17 protein-coding genes are annotated in these 22,749 nt (G+C 58.7%); 9 read left to right on the top strand and 8 right to left on the bottom strand.

The window, feature by feature from the left end; all coding sequences use genetic code 11:
• Window positions 1–66 precede the first annotated feature (66 nt).
• The 4 genes from ABVF61_RS19720 to ABVF61_RS19705 form a co-directional block, all read right to left on the bottom strand.
• A complete protein-coding gene (locus ABVF61_RS19720) occupies window positions 67–765 on the bottom strand; it encodes a pseudouridine synthase (protein WP_353995237.1) in 699 nt (232 codons plus the stop codon).
• On the bottom strand, window positions 752–1,828 hold the full coding sequence (locus ABVF61_RS19715; protein ID WP_353995236.1) for a class I SAM-dependent methyltransferase: 1,077 nt from the start codon (window positions 1,826–1,828) through the stop codon (window positions 752–754). The genes ABVF61_RS19720 and ABVF61_RS19715 overlap by 14 nt, the downstream gene beginning before the upstream one ends.
• An 89-nt stretch (window positions 1,829–1,917) precedes the next feature.
• Entirely contained in the window at window positions 1,918–2,493 is a 576-nt protein-coding gene (locus tag ABVF61_RS19710; protein WP_353995235.1) for a GDYXXLXY domain-containing protein, read from the bottom strand.
• Complete coding sequence (locus tag ABVF61_RS19705) at window positions 2,490–3,851, bottom strand: DUF2157 domain-containing protein (protein ID WP_353995234.1); 1,362 nt, start codon at window positions 3,849–3,851, stop codon at window positions 2,490–2,492. Before ABVF61_RS19705 ends, ABVF61_RS19710 begins: the two co-directional genes overlap by 4 nt.
• A 374-nt stretch (window positions 3,852–4,225) precedes the next feature.
• Between ABVF61_RS19705 and ABVF61_RS19700 the strand changes: the two genes are divergently transcribed.
• The 3 genes from ABVF61_RS19700 (at window position 4,226) to ABVF61_RS19690 (ending at window position 6,864) form a co-directional block, all read left to right on the top strand.
• Window positions 4,226–5,236, top strand: a complete 1,011-nt coding sequence (locus ABVF61_RS19700) for an ABC transporter substrate-binding protein (RefSeq protein ID WP_353995233.1) — start codon at window positions 4,226–4,228, stop codon at window positions 5,234–5,236.
• Window positions 5,237–5,311: 75 nt separating this feature from the next.
• Entirely contained in the window at window positions 5,312–6,103 is a 792-nt protein-coding gene (locus ABVF61_RS19695) for an ABC transporter ATP-binding protein (protein WP_353995232.1), read from the top strand.
• A complete protein-coding gene (locus ABVF61_RS19690; protein ID WP_353995231.1) occupies window positions 6,100–6,864 on the top strand; it encodes an ABC transporter permease in 765 nt (254 codons plus the stop codon). Before ABVF61_RS19695 ends, ABVF61_RS19690 begins: the two co-directional genes overlap by 4 nt.
• 98 nt (window positions 6,865–6,962) lie before the next feature.
• Here the strand turns inward: ABVF61_RS19690 and ABVF61_RS19685 are convergent, their stop codons facing one another.
• From ABVF61_RS19685 to katG, 3 genes are all read right to left on the bottom strand, one after another.
• Window positions 6,963–9,614: a DUF3141 domain-containing protein gene (locus ABVF61_RS19685; protein WP_353995230.1), complete on the bottom strand. Its 2,652-nt coding sequence runs from the start codon at window positions 9,612–9,614 to the stop codon at window positions 6,963–6,965.
• Between the two features lie 9 nt (window positions 9,615–9,623).
• The gene (gene fabI, locus ABVF61_RS19680) at window positions 9,624–10,388 is read right to left on the bottom strand and encodes an enoyl-ACP reductase FabI (RefSeq protein WP_353995229.1); all 765 of its coding nucleotides are present in this window, start codon (window positions 10,386–10,388) and stop codon (window positions 9,624–9,626) included.
• Between the two features lie 244 nt (window positions 10,389–10,632).
• Window positions 10,633–12,804 carry a catalase/peroxidase HPI gene (gene katG / locus ABVF61_RS19675; RefSeq protein WP_353995228.1) on the bottom strand — a complete coding sequence of 724 codons (2,172 nt, stop codon included), beginning with the start codon at window positions 12,802–12,804 and terminating at the stop codon, window positions 10,633–10,635.
• Window positions 12,805–13,079: 275 nt separating this feature from the next.
• Here katG and ABVF61_RS19670 point away from each other — a divergent pair, with 275 nt between their 5' ends.
• From ABVF61_RS19670 to ABVF61_RS19645, 6 genes are all read left to right on the top strand, one after another.
• On the top strand, window positions 13,080–13,991 hold the full coding sequence (locus ABVF61_RS19670; protein WP_353995227.1) for a hydrogen peroxide-inducible genes activator: 912 nt from the start codon (window positions 13,080–13,082) through the stop codon (window positions 13,989–13,991).
• 214 nt (window positions 13,992–14,205) lie between these two features.
• Window positions 14,206–15,588: an SWIM zinc finger family protein gene (locus ABVF61_RS19665; protein WP_353995226.1), complete on the top strand. Its 1,383-nt coding sequence runs from the start codon at window positions 14,206–14,208 to the stop codon at window positions 15,586–15,588.
• A complete protein-coding gene (locus tag ABVF61_RS19660; protein WP_353995225.1) occupies window positions 15,581–17,002 on the top strand; it encodes a DUF5691 domain-containing protein in 1,422 nt (473 codons plus the stop codon). Before ABVF61_RS19665 ends, ABVF61_RS19660 begins: the two co-directional genes overlap by 8 nt.
• A complete protein-coding gene (locus ABVF61_RS19655) occupies window positions 16,999–18,075 on the top strand; it encodes an ATP-binding protein (RefSeq protein ID WP_353995224.1) in 1,077 nt (358 codons plus the stop codon). Before ABVF61_RS19660 ends, ABVF61_RS19655 begins: the two co-directional genes overlap by 4 nt.
• 20 nt (window positions 18,076–18,095) lie before the next feature.
• The gene (locus ABVF61_RS19650) at window positions 18,096–20,378 is read left to right on the top strand and encodes a DUF5682 family protein (RefSeq protein WP_353995223.1); all 2,283 of its coding nucleotides are present in this window, start codon (window positions 18,096–18,098) and stop codon (window positions 20,376–20,378) included.
• Entirely contained in the window at window positions 20,371–21,558 is a 1,188-nt protein-coding gene (locus ABVF61_RS19645; protein WP_353995222.1) for a VWA domain-containing protein, read from the top strand. Before ABVF61_RS19650 ends, ABVF61_RS19645 begins: the two co-directional genes overlap by 8 nt.
• Window positions 21,559–21,561: 3 nt before the next feature.
• Here ABVF61_RS19645 and ABVF61_RS19640 read toward each other — a convergent pair whose 3' ends face one another.
• Window positions 21,562–22,725, bottom strand: a complete 1,164-nt coding sequence (locus ABVF61_RS19640) for an MFS transporter (RefSeq protein WP_353995221.1) — start codon at window positions 22,723–22,725, stop codon at window positions 21,562–21,564.
• Window positions 22,726–22,749: the final 24 nt, after the last annotated feature.

The following is a 22,749-nucleotide window of genomic DNA, read 5'->3' as shown; positions in this document are numbered from 1 at the left end:
CGACTTCGCTAATACGCGCTGTCGCCCGGCACTGATTTCTGCCGGGCGTTTTGGTTCATTCCGGCTTCATTGAAAGATCAGCGACTTTTCAGCGTCAGAAAGAACTTTCCACTCGCCCTCGCCGACGCCGTCCAGCCCCAAAGCACCAACCTGGCTTCGCTTGAGTTCCGTCACATGATTGCCGGTGGCCGCGAACATGCGGCGGACCTGATGGTAGCGGCCTTCATGAAGGGTCAGGCGCGCACTATTTTCATCAATGACCTCAAACCCTGCCGGTTTGAGCGGTTTGTCCTCGCTCTCCAGCATCATCTCACCGGAGGCAAAGAGGGTTGCCTCACTTCCGTTCAGAGGCCGGTCCAACGCGACCTCATAGACCTTGGGAACATCCGACTTCGGTGAGATCACGCGGTGCAGAAACGTGCCGTCATCGGTGAAGAGCAGCAGGCCGGACGTTTCCTTGTCCAGGCGGCCGATCGTCGAAAGGGCCGGTTTGCGAACGCGAAAACGATCAGGCAGGAGGTCGTAGACGAGGCGGCCCTGATCCTTGGCAGAACATGTATAGCCAAGCGGTTTGTTCATCAGAAGAACAACGCCCTGCGCCGGGTCGAGCGGCTGATCGTCGAACAGGATCTCCGCATGTGCGGTCTTGCTGTCTGCTTTCAACCGGTTGCCGTTCGCATCAGTGACCCAGCCATTGCGGATCGCTATCTGCATTTCCTTGCGGCTGCCGTAACCGAGATTGGCGAGAAGCTTAACGAGACGCATTGCGGTGTGCCCCTTTGCCCTTGGTCGCACGAATGACCTTGTAGCCGCCCTCGTCCGCCAACTGCGTCACGCTGGCAAAGACTTCCACCAGTGTCTTCTCGTAAGGCAGATGCCGATTGGCGACCATGTAAAACTCTCCCCCCGGACGCAAACCAGCCGCCGCCGCCCTGATAAATCCCTGGCCGACATCCGCACGGTCCGCCTTTCCAGCCTGATGGAAGGGAGGATTTGAAATGATGAAGTCGTAGGGACCTTCAATGCCCCTTGTGACGTCGCACCAGATCCCGTGCATCGACCTTTTGCCTTTGAAGACTTTGAGGTTTTCCTCTGCGAGATCCAGGGCCCGTTTCTCCGCTTCGTAAAGATCCATGCCCGCTACCTTTGGCGCTTTTTCAAGAACCGTTCTGGCCAGATAACCGAACCCGGCACCCAGGTCGGCCCCCTTGCCTTTCAGCGTATCCGGCAACAGGTCACCCAATAGCTTCGATGCCGGATCAATGCGGTCCCAGGCAAAAACCCCGGGCCGGCTGACATAGGCCCCGTCCAGCACCTTCCTGGGTGCGTCAAGACGGCTCCATTCTTCCAGAAGGGCCGCGTCTACAGCGGTTGACCGGATGGCTTCCCAAACAACGCGGCACTTGTTTTTGATGAGCTTCTGACTGCCGCCCAAAAGATCGGACAGATCCTTTTCGAGCGATTTGGCTCCTTCCGCGTTCGGCGCACAGGCAACGAGGATACCACCTTCGCGCAGCTTCGCGGCAGCAGCGGCGAGCTGGGCGCGCGACTCCTGTCTTTGGCGCCCCGGCAGGACGAACGCGGCATCAAAATTGTCTTCCGGTGTCTCGGCAACAACGTTGAAACGGGATTTTTGAAGGGCATCCCTGTCAGGTGCAAAGCTCTGCACGCAAACCAGCATTTGATCACTTATGGCAGCCAATGCATGGCCTGCACGCGCCCGCAGGAACAACACTCTCGCAGCTGGCTCAAGCTCGATTGCTTCCGTTTCCAAAGGCAGCATCAGCGTCTCAAGCGCAGGGTCAGATGTAAGTTGACGTGAACTCAAAATCGGCTCCGTGATCCCCGAAAGGTGGCGAGGTTGATCGGTTCGTTTCCCGATCGATAGCGCGCTCATAACCGCAGAGGCTGCCGGCGTCAAAAAGTCCCGTCAGATCTGAACGCTTTACCATCCACCAAAAGCGTCAAAGGCAGGGAGCGGCCATCATCTGTAATCGCAACCTCAAGAAGCATGCGATCGGTGTCCAGCGTTTCAATGACCTTGCCCTCGCCTTCCGGAACGAAAAAGGCGTCGATCCCGTAATCAATGCGGATGTCGCGGTCCGTCACAGACAGAACAAAGCCCTTCATCGCCATCGTGCCGGCCTCTGCGGGCTGCCTTGAGATTTTTGTGGGCTGCGCGGCAGGTGTTTCGCTTCGAAGACCGACGAACACCGAGTCTCCCGGCTGAACCGTGTCTGCACCCGGCAGATCCTTTGAAAGACGAGAAATCGCAAGATTGATAATGACATAGTCACCGCGAAGGAGATCCCGCGGATCCACGGGATCAAGCGCGAGCCGCTCTGTTTCGCCCGAGAACTGAACTTGCAGTCGATCAACAAGCGGTAGCGAAATCAGTGCCAGCTGTATCAGCGCAAGAAGCCCCCAGCGCACCAAAGGGGACCGGAAGATGAGTTTTGTAACCTCGCCAGGAACCGCTGTTTCCGCGCTCATTGGGCAGTCTCCTGCGCTTCAGACCCGGGTCCAGTCGTACGGTTCGATTTCGCAATGAGACGCGCGAGCCAGATTGCAACAGCAAGCAGCAGCACACCCGCAACCAGGAAAAAGACGGACTGGCCGAGAAGAGACCCTATGGTGACTTGCAGGAGCCAAAGAGAAACAGCGGTCAGCCCGAGATAGGCACATAACATCCAGAACCGGTTGTTATACCAGGTCGCCAGTGCGCACAGACCAACGAGGGAAGCCATGCTTATTGCGGCTAACAGGATCGCGTTAAGCGTTGCAATGGGCAGTATGATAGCGACAAGCGCAAAACCGACAGACGCGAAGAAGCCTTGAGATTTTATGGTCTTATAGGAAAGGACGGCTCCGCAAGTCACCAGCAGCACCGCAAGTAAAAAAGGGATCAAGGCCGGAAGCGCGAGCATCCCTGCGGCCTCAACACCCGATGAGATTTCCGGAACGAGCACGAGCGCCACAACGACGAGCGTACACAGCACCAAAAACCCCGCGTCCTGGAGAGACCTTCCCATCAACCAATGCCCATGACTGCGCTTGGGCAGGTTGCTGGACCACTTCACGAACAGATCGGCAATCGGGTCGAGCACGAGCATGAGCACGGCAAGTCCACCGCCGCCTGCGAGCGCCATTGCCACGCCAAAATCATCACCGGCAGAAGCAATCTCCGCTGTCTCCGCGAACCATCTGCCATAGGTTACCCACAAAAGACTGATTGCCAGCCAGCGCGACAGGCGCGACGGGTAGATGATCGCATGAACAAAAACAGCTGCGAGCATCAACAGACCCAAGATGTCCTCGACAAGCGGTGCCTGCCCAAGGCCTTCGCGGGTGAACTGCCAGACAACAGCTGCAACCGCTGCAACGGTCAATGATGCCTTTGAACCGGTCAGCCAGGCAGCTGCCAATCCGCCGAGGCAAACAAGAAAAGCGCCTCCAGCCCAGTCTTCCGGCAAGTGGAAAATCTGCCCGACCAGTGCCATTCCGCCCAAAAACACGAGGGTCGCAAATCCGGTCAGCAGATCCGCAGCGCCCTTTTTCCCTCTCAAAGCCATGCGGGCGGCGGCCGCGTGGCTTGCGATTAGCAGCGCTGCAATGCCGATCAGCTTGGCTGTCTTGGGGATTGCCGCCCAATTTGCGGCAATGAACGCAAAGAGCGCAAGAGCAACACAAACCATGCCGATGCCCGCCAATGCCATTGGCAATCTGGACCGGCCGTCCTCTTCTTCCTGTTCCCGCAAGATGGACGCAGCGCCGGATGAGGTGACCCAACCCTTGGCGACCCATGCTTCCAGATCGTCTTTCAGTCTCTTCCTGTAGGCCCAGTCGAACATCAATGTGAGCCAATCCCTTCACTTTATCCCTACAAGGTCAGCAATTCCGGAACACCATTTTCCTTACAAGGCGCTCGGTGCCTATCATTATCAGATCCTCCAAAGGCAAGCCGGTAGCCTTCCGGATCTTGATCCACGGAGATATTTTAAGCCGTCACCTTCGGGTTTGAAATGAAAACTGCGACCATTTCCGGGCAAAGAGTTGCGCCACGACGCGCAAATGCATTGGTTGCTCCGTCGACCACCTGCCCGTCGCAGTTGCCTTGAGCAAGTTCAATCGAATGATCGCATTCTAGGCACTGCAATATCTTGCTTGATTTTTGTGCAAGCACATTTCAAACTTTCGCGGAAGAACCAAACCACAGGGGATTACAATGCGTCTTTTGAGAGGCTTAGCACTCGCAGTGATGTTCGCGGCTGGCAGTGCCCATGCCGAGACCGATATCAAATTCACACTGGACTGGAAATTTGAAGGTCCGTCCGCACCCTTTTTCATTGCTCTCGACAAGGGTTATTTCAAGGATGAGGGTCTGAACGTAACCATCGACAGTGGTGCCGGATCCCGCGAATCGCTGCCGCGTGTTGCGACCGGAACCTACGACATGGGCTTCGGCGACATCAACGCCCTGATCAAGCTGATGGACGAACAGCCGGATCTTAAAGTCAAAGCCGTCATGATGGCCTATGAAACGCCGCCCTTCGCAGTGATCGGCCGGAAAAGCCAGGGCGTGACGGAAGATCCCAAGTCCCTTGAAGGCAAGACATTGGGCGCACCACCCCCGGACGCTGCCTTCGGACAATGGCCGGCCTTCGTCGATGTGGCAGGGCTCGACACAAGCGGTATCACCATCGAGAATGTAGGCTTTCCAGTCCGCGAACCCATGCTGGCGCAAGGCCAGGTCGATGCGATCTTCGGCTTCTCGTTCTCCTCCGTTTTGAACCTGAAGGCGCAAGGCGTACCTGAAGACGATATTTCGCTCATTCTCATGGGTGAAAACGGTCTTGATCTTTACGGCAATGTGGTCATCGCCAACACGGACTTTGCCGCCGAAAACCCGGATGCGGTCAAGGGCTTCGTGAAAGCCCTCACCAAGGGCTACCTGGATGCGATCGCCGACCCGGCTGCCGCCATTCCCTTTGTCATGAAAAGGAACGAAGTTCTCGATGAAGCCGTTGAAATCGACCGACTGACAATGGCGGTCGAAGGCTCCATTGCCACACCGGCTGTCAAGGAAAACGGTTTTGGCGGTATCGACATGGAGAAACTGGCGAAGTCCATGGAATACCTGCAAACCTCCATGGGCGTGAGCGATACGCCGCCGAGCCCGGAGAAAGTCTTCGACAGCAGCTACCTGCCTCCGAAGGAAGAACGGATGGTCAGGTAATCCTTCCGCTTCACCCTTAATCAATTGCTCCTGCGGCCGCCAAATGGCCGCAGGAGCCCTGTTTCGGACCAGACTTTGACCGGATTTGTAGACCTTAGGAACGTACGTCTGTCTTACGGCCAGGCAGGCGATGCGACCCTTGCACTCGACGGATTGGACATGAGTATCCAGGAAGGCGAGTTTGCAGCTGTCGTCGGCCCGTCGGGCTGCGGAAAATCGACACTCATGAAACTTGCGACGGGATTGATTACGCCGCAGGAAGGCACAGTTGAGGTTGCCCAGCAGGAAGTGTCAGGGCCGGTGTCCATCGCCGGCATGGCTTTTCAGAACCCGTCGATGCTGCCATGGCGCAGCACGCTGTCCAACGTGATGCTGCCGCTGGAGATCGTCCAGCCTCATCGCGCCAACCTCCGGCGCGAAAAAGCGGCTTACACGGCAAAGGCAGAAGAATTGCTCAAGCTTGTAGGCCTTGGTGGCTTTGGCGAAAAATACCCCTGGCAACTCTCAGGTGGGATGCAGCAACGCGCCAACCTGTGCCGCGCCCTGATCCATGATCCGGCGCTTCTAATGCTCGATGAGCCTTTTGGTGCACTCGACGCCTTTACGCGTGAGGAACTGTGGCAGGTGATGCGCGATCTGCACGCAGAAAAAAGCTTCACGGTCATCCTCGTGACCCACGACCTTCGAGAGGCCGTCTATCTTGCTGATACCGTTTTCGTCATGAGTGCACGCCCAGGCAAAATTATCGAGCGGCGGGAAGTCTCCTTCCCCCGGCCCCGATCAATCGACCTGATCTACGAAGCGGCCTTCAATGACATTGTTCATGACCTCAGAGCGTTGATCGCGGAAGCGAGGGTGGCGGCATGACGACGTCTCGCTGGATCACCCTGGCACCCTGGCTCTGGACCATCGGTCTTTTCCTGATCTGGGAACTTGCGGTAAAGGCATTCAACCTTCCGGTCTTCATCCTGCCGGCGCCGACCGATATCTGGGAGGCGATCGTCAAATACTGGTCACCGATCTGGAAAAACTCGGTCCAGACGCTTTTCACGACGGTCGCCGGCTTCCTGCTTGCCGTCGTTGGCGGTCTGGCCCTGGGTCTTGCCATCGGCTGGAGCCGGGTCATCTATGCCGGTCTTTATCCTCTCATGATCGGCTTCAACTCAATTCCGAAAGTCGCCGTCGTGCCGATCCTCGTGATTTGGTTCGGCATCGGAACCATTCCCGCTGTTCTGACGGCGTTCCTGATTGCGTTCTTTCCGATTGTCGTCAACGTCGCGACCGGCCTTGCGACAATCGAACCGGAAATGGAGGACGTTCTGCGCGCGCTCGGCGCCAAGAAACTCGATATCATGCTCAAGGTCGGCATTCCAAGATCGATGCCCTATTTCTTCGGCTCATTGAAGGTTGCGATCACGCTCGCCTTTGTCGGGTCGGTGATTTCGGAGACGGTGGCGGCAAACTCGGGCATCGGGCACATGATGCTTGCCGCGCAGTCGCAATTTAATGTCCCGCTGGTATGGGCAGGACTTGTAGCGCTCGCGGTTCTTGGTATTGTTATGTACGCAATAATGGCGTGGCTGGAAATACGGATGACCGGATGGGCTCACCGTGGGAACCGGTCTTAGCCGGAAAAGCGAAAAATCGCTTTCAGTTCAGAGCCTAACTCCAACAGTAACCAGGGGGGCTCTGTAGGGCGTCCGAGAGGCCCGGACGCCCTTTCTTATTATTCAGCGGGTTCTTGAGACTTTTTGGGTGTCTGGCGTGGCTTGCGGCGCGCGGCAGGCTTCGTTGCGACCGTCTTGCGCATCGCCGGCTTCGTTGCTGCCGGCTTGCTCGTGGCCGCTTTGCGTGCCGCCGGCTTGCGGTGCGATGCGTTTTGCGGCGCTTTGGCTGAAGAGGCAGCAACTTCGCTTGCTTTTTCCGTTTTCTCAGAAACGGCCTGATGAGCACCGTTCTTCGCTTCCGGCACGGCCTTTCTGCCTGCAAGCGGATCATCGGTGACATCACCGGAAACCGGCGGCAAGTCGAGTACCTGATGGAATTTCTGCAAGGTTTCCAGCGTATGCGGCGTCATTTCGTCAAGCGCGCCTGGAATGTAACGCACCACCTTGGACGCAAGTTCGCGCTCCTCTTGCGTTTTCAGGAGCTTGGGCAAGGTGGTGATCGCCTGTTCCGGTGCAAATTCCACAATAAGCGTCTGCTCCTGAAGGAGAAAACTGCGTTCGTCAGGCGTAAGGGACTTGAACGGCTCATCCTGAGTCAGCACACGCGAGGAACGTTCCAGGCGATCCCGGCGCACGTTGCCCCGGCTGTCCGCCAGCAGGATCAGCATGCGTACGACTGCTTCGCGAAAACCGCCTTCCTCGATATGCATCAAGGCGGCCTGAACGGGTGGCAGACTGCGCAATTCATCTGTGCGTTTCAGCGTGCGGCCCGGCTGTTTCGTCCGGCCGAACCAGCGCATATATGGCGAGCCCCAGATCGCGTAGAAAAGGTTCTCATACATCGTGTCGCGCAAATCTCGAAACAGATCCATGGACTGCTCGATCAAGGCAGCGTTGACACGTTCCAGCTCGACAAAAGGGTTGTCCGGCGCAACGGGTTTCCGGTCGTTCTTCACCCGCTCTGCCCATCCGGGCAAGGCGCTCAGGAACGGATTCATGCTGGAAAACAATTCACGCTGCATCCTGAGCGGATGCGTTCTGCGGCGCAGCTCAGCTGTTTGTTCAGTCACACCGGCCTGCACGAAAGGCCGCACGCAGACATCGTAAAACTCGGCGTGTTGCTCCGAAGCTCTTGCGACCGCAGCAAAGGGGATTTCGTCGTCCCTGCCGTCATCGAGCGTCTTCAGATCATCCATCTTGCGTTCGTGGAAGCTGACAGTGAACTTGCGGTCGAGAAGCTCACCTTCATACTCGTCGATGGTCATTTCATAGAGACCCGGGGGCAGAGCTTCGATTGTCTTGAGCGTCGATGTGACTTCCGTGTGTTCCTTCTTTGCGATCTTGGAGGACACAAAGATCCCGAGATGGCCGACCTGGTCGTGCACCATGTAGATGATCCGCTGGCCGCGGATGGCTATTTCCCGCTCGTCCGTGTAGGTGTCGATGATCCAGTTGAGCGCCTGCTGCGGCGGGGTGATGTTATCGCCAAAGCTGGCAAAGACGATGATGGGCGCGCGGATCTGTTTGATGTCGACATTCCGGCCCGGTTCAAGCTGCGCCTCATTCTTGGAAAGACGATTGCCGACAAAGAGCTGTTCGACGATCCACCTCATTTCCGCTTCATTCAGGAGGAAGTAGCCCCCCCACCAGCGTTCGAATTCCAGGAAGCGATGCGGCTCGGTATCGACCTTCGAGTAGAGGTCGTAATACTTGCCGAAATAGTTTCTCGCAGGATTGAGAAGCTCAAAATTCTGGACGATGTCCGCGCCGTCAAACACGCCGTGACCGAGGTCCGAATAGAACATGGCGTTATAGGTGCCGCCGAGGATGCCGCCATTGTAGCGCATCGGGTTTTCCCCGACACGTCCCGCCCAGGTCGAAACCGGAGCTCCGTTCAGGATGATCGGTCCCGTGAGGTCCGGATTGGTGGCTGCCAGCAAAAGCGTCGCCCATCCGCCCTGGCAATTGCCCGTCACCACCGGGTTGGGCGCTTCCGGATGTAGTTCCATTACCTTACGCACAAACGCAGCTTCGGCGTGGGTCACATCAGCAAGGGTCTGTCCCTTTTCCGGCATGCGTTTGAAGGCGACAAAATAAACGGGGTGACCGTCGCGAAGTGCAACGCCTACCTGGCTGTCCGGTTTGAACCCGCCAATACCGGCACCGTGCCCTGCTCTTGGATCGATGATGATGTACGGGCGCTTCCAGGGCTTTGGCTCGCGATGCGGGCTATCTTTCGGCTGGATGATCTTAAGAAGCATATAGCAGCACGGATGCGGCAGATCCGCACCGTCCACAACCACTTCGTAGTCGTAGATCAGGACCGGCGGACACCCGGCTTCTTCATGCTCGATGAAGATGTCGCCACGCTGGCGAAGCGTGTCCATCGTCAGGACGACGCGTTGAGCGGCATCCTTCCAATAGCTCTCAAAAGCGTTGTATAGCAGGCCATTCCCCTGTGCTTTCGCAAGGTCTTCAATCGCCTTTCCATACTCCGCAAGACTGTTCTGCCAACGGGTCTTGTGATCGTCGTTGATACTGTTGAGATGCTTGCTCAGTCCCCGGCCCATCAGCTCCATCATGTTGGAGATTTCTGTCGCCTGTGCCTGCCATGCGGTGAGCCGTTGTGAAGGGGACCAGGCGGTCGCGTCTTCCAGCGAATGCAGAAACTCGTTGTGACCTTTTTCCAGAGCGTCAAATATGTCCTTCATCAGGACCTCCTATCCAACAATGCTGTAGCCGCCATCGATAAAATGAATGCCGCCGGTGACATTGTATGCCTCCCGGCTCGCCAGGAAGGCGGCGTAGGCACCGACATCATCGATCGTGGCAAGGTGGTGCGTCGGCGCGCGCTCGGCTGCATCATTCAGAAGCTCGTCGAATTCGGCAATGCCCGATGCGGCTCGGGTTTTCAGCGGCCCGGGTGAGAGCGCGTGCACCGAGATCCCTTTCGGTCCCATTTCCGCTGCGACGTAGCGGGTCGCGGCTTCAAGCGCCGCCTTGACCGGACCCATGACACCGTAATTCTCGACAACCTTCTGTGCGCCCATGAAGGATACCGTCATGCAGGTTCCACCATGCGGCATCAAGGGTTCGGCCTTGCGGATCAGCCGCAGAAACGAATGAACCGAGATGTCCATGGCCAAACCGAACCCGTCAGCGGAGCAATCGACCACTCTTCCGTGAAGATCGTCCTTTTTCGAGAACGCGATCGAATGTAGCAGCGTGTCGAGCTTGCCCCATTTTTGCGTTATATCGGCAAAGAGCGCGTCCAGCTGGTCCTGATCGCGAACGTCGAGCGGTGCGATGATGTCCGCCTCAAGCTCTTCGGCGAGCGGGCGCACATATGGCTCCGCCTTTTCATTGAGATACGTGATCGCCAGATCGGCACCTTGCTTGCGGAATGCCTTTGCGCAGCCGTAAGCGATGGACTCATCATTGGCGACCCCCACCACCAGGGCCTTGAAACCCGTCAAATCGAACATGAGCTGTCAGCTCCCTGACGTTGAAACAGACTGGAACCGGCCAAAAGCCGCACAAATCCTCCCGCCGTTTCAGACGCAGCCTGAAACTCTTCGCAGTGCAACATGATCCTTGTGACGAGACAATGACTTTCCGCAAAAATATGTGGCCCTGCGAATGGACCACCTTGCGCGACCGAGCACATACAAAAACGGCGCCCCGGTGGCCGGGACGCCGTATTCTGTTTCTCGGTGCCTCAGGTCCGGCTTATGCCAGCTCGAAACGGTCCGCGTTCATGACCTTGGTCCAGGCGGCAACGAAGTCCTTGACGAATTTCGCCTGGTTGTCGTCCTGGGCATAGACTTCAGCGTAGGCTCGCAGGATCGAGTTCGAACCGAACACGAGATCTGCGCTTGTTGCCGTCCACTTCAGCGTATCCAGCTTGCGGTCGCGGATTTCATAGGTGCCATCCGAAACCGGCTTCCAGCTGTTGGCCATATCCGTCAGATTGACGAAGAAGTCTGTCGTCAGAGCCCCTTCACGGTCCGTGAAGACACCGTGCTTGGAGCCGCCGTGGTTGGTGCCAAGAACGCGCAGTCCGCCAACGAGAACTGTCATTTCCTGCGCGGTCAGGCCGAGAAGCTGTGCCTTGTCGAGCATCATTTCCTCGGGGCTGACAGCGTAGTTCTCCTTCTCCCAGTTGCGGAAGCCGTCTGCGAGAGGCTCGAGCACGTCAAAGGAGTCCGCATCCGTATGGGCATCGGTTGCATCGCCGCGGCCAGGTGCAAAGGGCACCGACACATCGGATCCAGCCGCCTTGATGGCCTGTTCGACACCGACATTGCCGGCGAGCACGATGACGTCGGCAAGCGACGCACCCGCTTCAGCGGCAATAGGCTCCAGTGCGCCTAGGACCTTTGCCAGACGCGCCGGCTCGTTGCCTTCCCAGTCCTTTTGCGGCGCAAGACGGATACGGGCACCGTTGGCGCCGCCACGCTTGTCGGAACCGCGGAAGGTCCGCGCACTGTCCCAGGCCGTTGCGATCATCTCGGTGGCTGACAGACCGCTTGCGGCAATCTTCGCCTTGACCGCATCGACATCGTAGGAGGTTGAACCAGCCGGGATCGGATCCTGCCAGATCAGGTCTTCCGCCGGTACATCCGGGCCGAGATAATTGACGCGCGGACCCATGTCACGGTGGGTCAGCTTGAACCATGCCCGCGCAAATGCGTCACGGAAATACGCCTCGTCTTCCATGAACTTGCGGCAAATCTCGTTGTAGACAGGATCCATTTTCATGGCCATGTCCGCATCGGTCATCATTGGGTCATGACGGATCGAAGGATCGGTCGGATCGACCGGCTTTTCGGCTTCCGGCATATCCACCGGCTTCCACTGCCAGGCGCCTGCCGGGGACTTCGTCAGTTCCCATTCGTAGTTGAAGAGATAGTCGAAATAGCCCATGTCGAACTTGGTCGGCTCTTTCGTCCAGGCCCCTTCGATGCCGGATGTGAAGGCATTGGTTGCCTTGCCGTCGAGCCCCGGGTTCGACCAGCCGAGACCCTGCGCTTCGACGCCAGTAGCTTCCGGCTCAACACCGATGTCGTTGACCGCGCCGCGGCCATGTGCCTTGCCGACCGTGTGGCCACCGCATGTGAGGGCAGCGGTTTCCTCGTCGTTCATCGCCATCCGGGCAAAGGTTTCCCGGATATGGGCACCTGTCTTGACCGGGTCCGGGTTGCCGTTGACACCTTCCGGGTTGACGTAAATGAGGCCCATGTGAACCGCGGCCAGCGGGTTCTCGAGCGTGGACGCATCTTCGAGGTTCTCGTAGCGGTTCTCGGACGGTGCCAGCCACTCCTTTTCAGAACCCCAATAAACGTCTGTCTCCGGCCCCCAGATATCCTCGCGGCCAAAGCCGAAGCCGAAGGTTTTGAAACCCATGGTCTCATAAGCCATGTTGCCGGCGAGAATGATCAGGTCCGCCCATGAAAGCGCGTTGCCGTATTTCTTTTTCACGGGCCACAGAAGACGGCGCGCCTTGTCGAGGCTGGCATTGTCCGGCCAGGAATTCAGCGGAGCAAAGCGGATGTTGCCTGAGCCTGCGCCGCCGCGACCGTCCTGCATGCGGTAGGAACCTGCGGAATGCCATGCCAGGCGGATCATGAGACCACCATAATGACCCCAGTCGGCCGGCCACCAGTCCTGACTGTCGGTCATCAGGGCGCGGACATCGGCCTTGACGGCCTCATGGTCCAGCCCCTTCGCGGCTTCACGGAAATTGAAGTCCGGGTCCATCGGATTGGTCCGGGCGCCGTGCTGATGGAGGATGTCCAGGTTGAGTGCATTGGGCCACCATTTCGTAACCGGCTTGTCCATCGACGTGTTACCGCCGTGCATGACCGGGCAACCGCCCGCTTTATCGACCTTAGCGTCCATTTTACTCTCCAATTCGAGTGTCGGTGACACACACCGCGCCAAATCAACTCCGGCCCCGTGACAGCAATTTGACAGACAATCTGCAGCATTGGCAGATACCGTTTTCATTGCGGGTTAAAGGCCGGAGAACTCCGAAATTCGTCAAAGAGAGACCGGAGGGCGTGGCTTCCAGCAGTATGTAGTCCACACGCTTCCAGTCTCAACTGATTCTAAACTAGCAGACCTAACCCATCAGAAGAAGTTGAATTTCCTGATCGCTTTGATAGGATTTTCTTATGATCAATATTACCCTGAAACAACTTCGCTATTTTGAGGCCCTTGCGCGGTATGGCCACTTCGGCAAAGCCGCCGAGGCTTGCGCAATTTCCCAGCCTGCGCTCTCGATGCAGATCAAGGAGATGGAGGATGCGCTCGGCTCGCCCCTGATCGAGCGCGGGCCCCGTCAGGTTCGGCTAACCCACTTTGGCGAGGTCGCCGTTGAGCGGGCCAGGGACATTTTGAGAGCAACCGAAGAACTTGGAGATCTTGCACGCGCGTCAAAGGACCGCCTGGTTGGTCGCCTGCGCATTGGCGTTATTCCGACCATTGCTCCTTATCTCCTGCCGAACGTCATCAGCACCTTGTCGATCCAGCATCCTGAACTGGATATTCATGTGCGTGAAACCGTGACGCCGAAACTCATTCAGGAACTCCATGAAGGCAAGCTCGACACGGCGATCGTCGCTCTTCCCGTCTCGGAAAGCGCTCTTGCCGAAACCCCTCTTTTCCAGGAAACATTCGTGCTTGTGCGCTCTGCAGGTGAGGCTGATGCGCCCATGCCCAATGCGGATGCGCTCCGGCAAATGCGCCTCCTCCTTCTGGAGGAAGGGCACTGTTTCAGGGACCAGGCCCTTTCTTTTTGCAATATGCCGTCTGGTCCTCCGCGTGAGGTTCTCGACGCAAGCTCGCTTTCGACGCTCGTTCAGATGGTTAGCGCCGGCATAGGTGTGACCCTCATTCCGGAAATGGCGGTTCCGGTCGAAACGCGTTCCGCCTCCGTTTCGATATCCCGCTTCCAGTCACCAGAACCGTCGCGCACGGTCGGCATGGTCTGGCGCAAATCGAGCCCGCTTGCCGGACAGCTCAATGAGATTGCGGCGATCGTCAAAGGATCCGCTCAGACTTCTTCCGGGCAAGCAGGTTCTTGAGCCGGTCACTTTCGCGAAACGAATTGTTTGTCTTAATGCGTGATTTGACACGCCGCCGATTTACAAGCCACGGGAGACTCGCCTAAGTTCCCTCGCGTCTGCATTGCAGTGCCGTTTCAGTTTCCGCGGTCGACACATCAAAGAGTGCTAGATCGCATCAATTCGTCTCGCCTTTGGCCACGCGCCGGTTTCATCAGAGCTCCGTTTTTGATCCATGCCGCTAGACCACGACGCCATCACCGCTCTTGCTCCCGACCAGGCATCACTGAAGGCCGCGAACGGTCTCACAAAAGCGAAGAAATGGCCGTTGCGCGCACAATCTGAAGCAGATCATCTTGTGTGGGGCGAGTGTCAGGGATCGGGTGCAAATCCCTATCGAACGGTTTTCGACACCGCCAACCACAGTTACAAATGCACCTGTCCGTCCCGGAAATTTCCCTGCAAGCACGTGCTCGCCCTGATGTGGATGTTTGCCGACGATCCGTCGCCCTTCCAGCCGGGAGCCGTGCCCGACTGGGTGAGCGACTGGCTGGGCAGGCGGCGCACGACCGGTTCAAAGCCGGCTGCTCCGGCAGACAAAAGCGCGGTGGGCAAATCCCTTGACGAAGCCCGCGTTGAAACGCCGGACAAGCCGACCGACACGAAGACCGAAGCACGCCGCCAGGCGGCTGCCGAGAAGCGCGCAAAAGACACGGAAGCAGCGCTCTTTGCCGCAACCGAAGATCTCCAGCAATGGATCTCCGACCAGCTAAGAACGGGCCTCGCGGGGTTCCTCGACGATATGACGGATCGCTGCCGCTCCATCGCCGCACGCCTTGTCGACGGCAAGGCACAAGCGCTTGCAGGCAGGCTAGATGAGTTGCCGGCCAAACTGATGCCGCTCAGCGCCGAAGAGCGCCTGGAAACAGCGCTTCTCGAGCTGGGCAAGATCGTCATTCTGACAAAGGCCTGGCGAAAGAACCCCTCTGATCCTGAGCTAAGACGGGCCGTTGCGACGTCGGAAACACGCGAAAGCCTCTTTGAAAATCCGGCAGTGCTCCGCGTTTCGTCGCATTGGGAGGTGATCGGCGAGGAAATCGTGACGCGCCGGGACGGTATGGTCAGCCAGGCGACCTGGCTGCTCAACCTCGGCAACGGACCCGGCTTCGCCGTTTTGCTCGACTTTTTCCAAGCCTCCCTCGGCAGACGCAGTAGTGCCTTCGTCATGGGCGAGCAATTCGAAGCGGAAATGCTCTTCTATCCGGCGCGCGTCCCACTCAGGGCGATTTTGGGTGAACGCAAACCGGGCGGCTCTGAAAAAATCGCCTGGCCATCGGCAAACGGCTCAGATCCGCTGACACCGTTTCTCGATGCCCAGGATGCAGCGCCCTGGTTGACGCGTGGTCCAATCCTGCTGCCGGCGGGACGTTTCTGTCGAACCGGAACTGAAACCTGGTGGCAATCCGAGGATGGCCAACATGTCTTGCGTACTGGCAACACGCCGCCTGCCCATGTCGCCGGAATGCAGCTCTCCTCCTCCGTAGGTCTTTGGGACGGCAAGCGGCTGTCCCTGCTCGGAGCGCAGTCAAACTGGGGAAGGATCCAGCTCCATGACTGAGCTCTCCCGGTCCCTGGAAAAGATCAAGAGCCGTTGGATGGTCGGCGGAAGCGCTGTTGAACAGGCACCGGTGGAGCTGCGGGAACGTCTTGGACGTTCCGACGACCCCGAGCTTGCCTTGCTCGCGATCACCGCGCAGGCAGGCATCGTCGCATTCCGGTCAGCGCCATCTGCCGAACTCACCCCTTGCGCCGCTCTTCCTGAATTGCCGCTGCCGACGCTGCCGGAACAGCACAGGTCTCTCTTCCGGCGCGTCTTTTCGCTGCAAAAGATCTCAAACGAGCAAAGCAACCTCTTGCTTCACTTCCTGGCGGCCCGGGGCTACGTGACGCATCCGGCGGATTTCATGCCGTCACGGTTCGATGATCTGCCTGCGTGCTACACGCCCTGGAACGCCTGGGACGAGCGTGAAGCGACGGAACCGAACCTTGAGCTGTCAGAAGACACCTGGGGTCATTTCCTACCCGGTGAACTGGTGAATGCCCTCTTCGACATGCGCGATCAGGATGCCGGAAAAGCGCGATCTATGATTGAAGCCAAGGCGGAGCAGTTGCCCGCCGAACAGCGCCTGCGCGTTATCCAGTGCCTTGGCCAAAATCTCTCTCAAGATGACATTCCGTTTCTGGAAAAGCTTGCTGAATCCGACCGTTCGCAAAAGGTGCAGGCACTCGCCACGGCATTTCTGGCAAGGCTCGGCCGCAATCTCGACGAAGCAGAAAACGCGCAGGAACTGGCGGACTTTCATCAGGTCGGCAAAAAGGGTCTCATCAACCGGAAAACGATCGTCAGCGCCCGCAAACTCAAGACAGCAGCGCAGCGCGCTCGGAGATCCGAGCTTTACGAGATTGTCAGCCTGCCCGGCCTCGCGTCAGCGCTTCAACTGGAACCTGACGCAATGATTGCCAGCTGGCAGTTTGGCGAAGACGTCATGGATGCCAGCTTTTGCGACCTCGTTGCAAGGACGGGATCAGACGGACAGCTTCGCGCTTGTGTCGAACGGGTCCTGTCAGAAAAGTCGGCGGCGCCAGACACTCTCTCCCCGCTTCTTGAACGGCTGGGTACTGAAGACCGAAAGCGACATTTGCCCGAGATATTGGCCAGGGAAGAGCATGGTTTCAACACCGCGCTTTCCTGCATGCACGGACATCTGGGAACTGTCGGCACCGGCGACCTCGAAAAGGCACCGTTTCTGGCCGAGCTGCTTGCCGCCATCCGTGCTCAGGCAGAAGACGAAAAGAAAACGGGCCAGACAGCGCTCATTCAACAAGCGCTGTTTCAACTTGGACTGATGGCCGACGCCGTCGCCGCCGAGGCCCTGATCAACACATTTCTAACGGCGGGCATGAGCCGTGCCGACGCGGCGCTGCTGGTATTGCAGCTCAACGCCGCCCTGACACCGGGAGATCCTTCATGAGTGACACGTTGCGCCAACCCGCCGAGATCACCTATGCAGATGAAATCGAGGCCCTGAAGGCAGCGGACAATCAGCCGAAGCCGGAAGGCTGGGAGCTCTCGCCGCAGGCGGTCATCACCTACCTGATGGGTGGCAAAGCCGGCGGTACGGAGATCAGCGCGAAATATGTCGGCAACCGCCGGCTGATCGAAACTGCGGTGGCAACTCTTGCAACCGACCGCGCCCTTCTGCTGCTCGGTGTACCGGGGACCGCCAAATCCTGGGTGTCGGAACACCTGGCTGCGGCGATTTCCGGCAATTCCACGCGCGTTATCCAGTGCACGGCCGGCACAGACGAAAACCAGGTCCGGTACAGCTGGAACTACGCCCAGCTGCTCGCGCACGGACCAAGCCGCGAAGCTCTGGTTCCCACCCCATTGTTCCGGGCAATGGAAGACGGCAAGCTCTGCCGTCTGGAAGAACTCACGCGGATGGGATCTGATGTTCAGGACACGCTCATAACGGTGCTATCGGAAAAGATGTTGCCGATCCCGGAGCTTAACGACGCGGTGTTTGCCACGCGCGGATTCAATGTCATTGCCACTGCCAACGATCGCGACAAAGGCGTCAACGAGTTGTCCGCCGCCCTCAAGCGGCGCTTCAACGTTGTCGTGCTTCCGCTTCCCGACGACATGGATGAGGAAATCGCGATTGTGTCCAAGCGTGTCGGCGAGATGGCCCGCTCCCTGGATCTCCCCGCGCCAAAGAACGTTGCGGAGGAAGTCACCAGGCTCCTCGCCATTTTCCGGGAACTCAGATCGGGCGAAACGGTGGATGGGAAGACAACGCTCAAAAAGCCCTCCGGCAATCTTTCGACCGCAGAGGCGATCGCAGTCACCATCGGCGGTCTCAGCCACGCGGCCTTTTTCAACAATGGCAAACTGACGGCCGACAGTCTCGCCCCGAACGTCCTTGGCGCAATCGTGAAGGATCCGGTTCAGGACAAGATCGTGCTTGAGGAATACCTTGAGACCGTTCTTAAAAAACGACGTGATTACGCGGACTATTACCATAGCTTGACTGAACTGGTCTAAGGCAGAGCGGGTATTCGAACGTGAGCGCAGCCGTCTCCTATTTCGGTATTAGGCACCACGGCCCCGGCAGTGCGCGCAGGCTGCTGGAGGCACTGGACGACCTGCAACCCGCAGAAGTGCTCGTTGAAGGTCCAGCCGATCTCAGTGACCTTCTGCCGCTTCTGGCGAGCCCGTCGATGCAGCCGCCCGTCGCGTTGCTGGCTTACCCGAAAGACACGCCGGAGCGGGCCGTGTTCTGGCCATTTGCGGAGTTTTCGCCCGAATATCAGGCGGTCTGCTGGGCTGTGCGCAACGGTGTTCCCGTCCGCTTTATCGATCTGCCTGTTTCCTGGAGCGTCACGGGCGAGACGACCGAGGATCCGGACGCGGCACCGGAAGGCGAGAACGCGACAGACGGAAAGGTTCCGGAAGACGAGCCGGAAGACCAGCAGGCAGAGGACAATGATCAGGCCCTCCGCCGCGACCCGATCGGCGTGCTTGCGGAGACCGCGGGCTATGAAGACGGCGAAAGCTGGTGGCAGGACGTGATTGAAGAAAACCCTGCTCCCGGTCCCGTTTTCGAGGCTGTCTCCGATGCCATGTCTGCTCTCAGGGAGCGCGAGACGGACCTGCCGAAACGCGAGGCCGCGCGTGAAGCCCATATGCGCCTGGAGATCGGCAAGTCCGCCAAGACAGCTGACGGGGCGATTGCCGTGGTCTGTGGCGCGTGGCACGTGCCGGCCCTGAAAGCGAAACATACCGCCAAAGACGATCGGGCCCTTTTGAAGGGGGGGCCCAAAACCAGAATTTCCGCGACCTGGGCACCCTGGACCGCACCCCGCCTCGCCTTTGGCAGCGGCTATGGCGCCGGCGTCGCGGCCCCAGGCTGGTGTCTTCATCTGTGGCAGACCCCTGACGATGAAAAGACGACACGATGGGTTGCCAGGATCGCAAGAGCCCTTCGCGCGCAGGGCCAAGTCGTTTCCACCGCTTCGCTTATTGAGACAGAGCGGCTCGCGGTTACATTGGCATCAGTGCGGCAACGGCCACAGCCCGGCTATGAGGAACTGCGTGATGCCGCCATTTCCTGCCTGTGTTTCGGCAATGCGCTGATCTGGGCAACGATTTCCAGTGAGCTTCTCATCGGGTCCGAGACCGGGGCGATACCCGACGACGTACCCATGGCACCGTTGCTGGAGGATCTCCAGCGGCAGCAGAAAAAGGCAAGGCTCAAGCCTGAAGCCCTTGAAAAGGAGCTGTCGCTTGACCTCCGCTCCGAGAGCGGGCTGTTCCGTTCGACGCTGCTCCACCGGCTGTCTGTTCTTAAAGTGGACTGGGGCAAGCCCCTGGATCCCGGGCGCAGCCGGGGAACTTTTCGCGAGCGCTGGATGCTGCGCTGGGAACCGGAATATGCGGTAGAACTTGTTGAGAACCTTGTGTTCGGTGCAACAATCGAACAGGCGGCAAGCGGCAGAATTCGATCCGAGCTCCAGAGCTGCCACGCGCTCGGTCCGCTCGCCGATCTTGTCTATGGCGCCATGACGGCACAGCTGAACGATGCCGCGGCTGAGGGCGTCAATCTGCTGGGAGAACGCGCGGGGCAAACTTCGGATTGCGGCGAACTGCTGACGTCTCTGCCGGCGCTTGCGGACATTTTGCGTTATGGCGCGGCCCGCGAAATCGACACGGTGCAGCTTGGAAGCCTGTTTGAACGCATCGCAACACAGGCCTCCCTTGCCCTGCCCTACGCTGTGCGCGGCCTCGACAAGGATGCGTCCGAGGCCATGCGCTCCCAGATCCAGAGCGCGGACGGTGCCGTCAAACTGCTGGAGGACCGTCCGGATCTGCTCAAAACCTGGCAAGACGCCTTGAAGTCCATCGTTTCGGAACCGCAAGCCAACCGGCTCCTGTCTGGTCTTGCCGCGCGATTGCTCTATGAAGCCGACGTGATGAGCCCGGATGAAGCTGTTGAACTGCTGACGCGAATGTTGTCTCCGGGAACGGAAGTCTCTGACGCGGCCGCGTTTTTCGCCGGTTTTCTGGAAGGCGCCGGACAAAGACTGCTTTACGACGAAGGCCTTCGCGGCTGCGTCGACGGCTGGCTGGTCAGTCTAGAAGAAGAGGCCTTCACCGAATATCTGCCGCTCTTCCGGCGTGTCTTTTCCCAAATGGACAAGGCGGAACGCAAGCGCCTGATGGATGCACTCTTCGACACAGTGCGCAGCGGCGGGACACATTTGATCGCGGCTCCGGATTCAGAAACGCGCTGGCCGCGGCATCTGGATATCCTGACCGGAATACTGGCGGGGGAAAAACATGGATGAACGTGGACGGCGCTGGCGACTGGCCCTTGGCGGTGACGATGAATCCCTGGAAGGCCGCGACCAGCGGCTCTCTGCCGCGCTTAGCGCGCTCTACAATCCTGAAGACGGGTCGACCGGAACAGGCAAAGGCGGCAAGGGCAAACGTGGTGGTCTCGGAGGATCGGCGCCCAATGTCGCCCGATGGCTTGGCGATATCCGCGAATTCTTCCCTTCCTCCGTCGTTCAGGTGGTTCAGAAAGACGCATTCGATCGCCTCGGCTTGCGACAGATGCTCATGGAGCCGGAGTTTCTGGCGGTCATGGAAGCCGACGTGAACCTAGTCGCCGATCTGGTGTCCATGCGCGGCGTGATGCCGGAAAAAACCAAGGAGACAGCGCGTGAAGTGATCACCAAGGTGGTGGCGGAATTGATGGAACGCCTGGAGCGCAGAACGGCGGAAGCCCTGCGCGGCGCGGTCGACAAATCCAAACGCACCTTCCGTCCCCGCTTTGCCGATATCGACTGGCCGAGAACGATCCGGGCGAACCTTCACAACTACCAGGCGGATCACAACACGATCGTCCCTGAAAAACTGATCGGTTTCATGCGCCGGCAACGGCGGATCGTGGATCTGGACGAGGTCGTTCTGTGCGTCGACCAGTCGGGCTCGATGGCTTCGTCCGTAGTCTATGCCTCCATTTTCGCCGCTGTCATGGCGTCCCTGCCCGTGGTCGCGACAAAACTCGTCTGCTTCGATACTGCTATCCTTGACCTCACCGACGATCTCGCGGATCCGGTCGACGTGCTCTTCGGAGTTCAGCTTGGCGGGGGAACCGACATCAACCAGGCTGTTGCCTACTGCGAAGACAAGATCGAGCGGCCATCGAAATCCCACCTGGTTCTGATCACCGATCTTTATGAGGGCGGCAATGCAAAGGAACTTGTTGCGCGGGTCGGCAGGCTGATTAGTCAGGGCGTGAACGTGATTGTTCTGCTTGCCCTGACGGACACCGGCAATCCCTCTTATGATGCCCGATTGGCCGCGACGATGGCCACGCTCGGCGTCCCGGTGTTCGCGGCGACCCCGGACCAGTTCCCCGACCTCATGGCCTGTGCGCTCCGCCAGGAGGACATTCACCAGTGGGCGGCGACCCAGGACATCAAGACCATACGCCCGGACGAAGACGACCCCACTGTCTGAGGATCAGCGTGTCCTGAAGGTCAGCATGCCGAGAAGAGCCATGGCGGCGGCAAGCGCCAGAAGGACCGCGCGCGCATCATCGCCGGACGCGAAGAGCGCTACCATCAGACCTGCAAGCGGTTGCGACAGATTGTTGAGGCAAATGATAACGCCAGTCGTCTTGCCGAAATCCTGCGGTGGAATGATCTCCTTGCGCAGCGTGCGCACATAGATGTTGAACATCTTGTCGAAGCCGGCGATCAGCAAAAACCCAGCGGCATAAATCAGCGGATGGGCTCCAAGCCCGGTCAGCACTGCGCCGAGGCAGATGAAGGCGTAGGCAGTCCGGCCGAGGATCTTCAGCCCTAAATGGATGTGAGCGGTCAGGCTCAGCACGGCAAGCGTTGCCAGCGCGCCGCCCACCTGCAGCCACGCGTAGGTCTGCTCGCTCTGCGCAAAAAAACCGGTCATCATTGCAGCGGCCGTTGCCAGGGTCGCCCCGATGATGAGATTGACGCCGGCAGCCTGCAGAATTGCCCGCATCAGGCCGGGGAGACTCCAAGCAAGATGAAGGGCTTTCCTGAACTCCGAAACGGGATGCCTTGCGGGAACTTCAAGCACAGGTTCCATGCGGGACTGGCCGCTCCAAAGCAAAAACAGCCCGTCTGAAAGAAAAAAGAGCGCCGTTGCGACGACCGCGACCGTTTCCCACGGCCAAATCGCCATCAGGTAAGCGGCAATGAGCGGCCCGAGGACGACCCCCATCTGCGCGGCGAGCTGGCTGTAGCTGGCCACCTTTTCAAAGCGCTGATCGTTGAACGCCCTAACCAGCACCATCTCCAGCGCGAGCAATCCCTGCGTCGTCAGAACACCCACCAGTGCCGACAGGCCAATCAGCCACCACACACCGCCAAAGGCAATCTGACCCGCGATACAAACCAGACAGACGACGGCGCGCAGGATGCGGCTGATCCTGAGGAGAAGGATCGGATTGATCCTGTCGCACAAAATACCGGCAATAGGAAACATGAGATAGCGGGGCAGCGTTTCAAAGAAAAACGCAAGACCAGACCACGCGACATTGCCGGTGATCTGGAAGATCACCAAAGGCACCAGAAACAAAAGGATTTGGTCGGCCAGCACCGTCAGGAACATGGACGCGAAAAATGCGCGATCGCGAACGAGCATCTGGATCTTTCAAGAATGCGCCGC

Source organism: Roseibium sp. HPY-6 (genome assembly GCF_040530035.1).
Taxonomy (GTDB): domain Bacteria; phylum Pseudomonadota; class Alphaproteobacteria; order Rhizobiales; family Stappiaceae; genus Roseibium.
Note: the sequence above shows the minus strand (reverse complement) of the source record. Positions and strands in the feature narration are given on the sequence as shown.

Bases quoted from the DNA above. Each gene is read 5' to 3' on its own strand.
- ABVF61_RS19655 (WP_353995224.1), top strand. From the start codon at position 16,999: ATGAGTGACACGTTGCGCCAACCCGCCGAGATCACCTATGCAGATGAA.
- ABVF61_RS19685 (WP_353995230.1), bottom strand. From the start codon at position 9,614: ATGAAGGACATATTTGACGCTCTGGAAAAAGGTCACAACGAGTTTCTG.
- ABVF61_RS19665 (WP_353995226.1), top strand. From the start codon at position 14,206: ATGCCGCTAGACCACGACGCCATCACCGCTCTTGCTCCCGACCAGGCA.
- ABVF61_RS19700 (WP_353995233.1), top strand. From the start codon at position 4,226: ATGCGTCTTTTGAGAGGCTTAGCACTCGCAGTGATGTTCGCGGCTGGC.
- fabI (WP_353995229.1), bottom strand. From the start codon at position 10,388: ATGTTCGATTTGACGGGTTTCAAGGCCCTGGTGGTGGGGGTCGCCAAT.
- katG (WP_353995228.1), bottom strand. From the start codon at position 12,804: ATGGACGCTAAGGTCGATAAAGCGGGCGGTTGCCCGGTCATGCACGGC.
- ABVF61_RS19645 (WP_353995222.1), top strand. From the start codon at position 20,371: ATGGATGAACGTGGACGGCGCTGGCGACTGGCCCTTGGCGGTGACGAT.
- ABVF61_RS19660 (WP_353995225.1), top strand. From the start codon at position 15,581: ATGACTGAGCTCTCCCGGTCCCTGGAAAAGATCAAGAGCCGTTGGATG.
- ABVF61_RS19720 (WP_353995237.1), bottom strand. From the start codon at position 765: ATGCGTCTCGTTAAGCTTCTCGCCAATCTCGGTTACGGCAGCCGCAAG.
- ABVF61_RS19705 (WP_353995234.1), bottom strand. From the start codon at position 3,851: ATGTTCGACTGGGCCTACAGGAAGAGACTGAAAGACGATCTGGAAGCA.
- ABVF61_RS19670 (WP_353995227.1), top strand. From the start codon at position 13,080: ATGATCAATATTACCCTGAAACAACTTCGCTATTTTGAGGCCCTTGCG.
- ABVF61_RS19710 (WP_353995235.1), bottom strand. From the start codon at position 2,493: ATGAGCGCGGAAACAGCGGTTCCTGGCGAGGTTACAAAACTCATCTTC.
- ABVF61_RS19690 (WP_353995231.1), top strand. From the start codon at position 6,100: ATGACGACGTCTCGCTGGATCACCCTGGCACCCTGGCTCTGGACCATC.
- ABVF61_RS19640 (WP_353995221.1), bottom strand. From the start codon at position 22,725: ATGCTCGTTCGCGATCGCGCATTTTTCGCGTCCATGTTCCTGACGGTG.